Annotated in this window: 1 protein-coding gene; it reads right to left on the bottom strand. The window is 54.2% G+C overall.

Annotated elements, in window-relative coordinates; translation table 11 throughout:
* The coding region (locus QP415_RS12000; protein ID WP_285100230.1) for a hypothetical protein at positions 1-240 on the bottom strand (240 nt) is incomplete at its 3' end.
* Between the last annotated feature and the right edge of the window lie 24 nt (positions 241-264).

Genomic DNA, 264 nt, shown 5'->3' with positions numbered 1-264 from the left:
AGGGTAGTCAGCAATCAGCCACCCAGGTTTCATAACATGCGCGATTAGCCATTCCGGCCCGCAGGTCTCAGGCACGCCTATTAGACCGGATGGGGCATGCCAGCAGCCTTCAGGGCAGTGCGCAAAAGGAACGGGATACGCCGGGGCAGATTTCAGCCTTCCAATAATCACCGTGGAGGTAGGAAGCCCGCTGAAATCTTCTACCGTGGTAGCGAACCCACCAACGCCAAGATTCTTCATTTTTCTTCGCCTTCTTCAAAAACT

This window comes from Pauljensenia sp. UMB3104 (genome assembly GCF_030217285.1).
GTDB lineage: Bacteria > Actinomycetota > Actinomycetes > Actinomycetales > Actinomycetaceae > Pauljensenia.
Note: the sequence above shows the minus strand (reverse complement) of the source record. Positions and strands in the feature narration are given on the sequence as shown.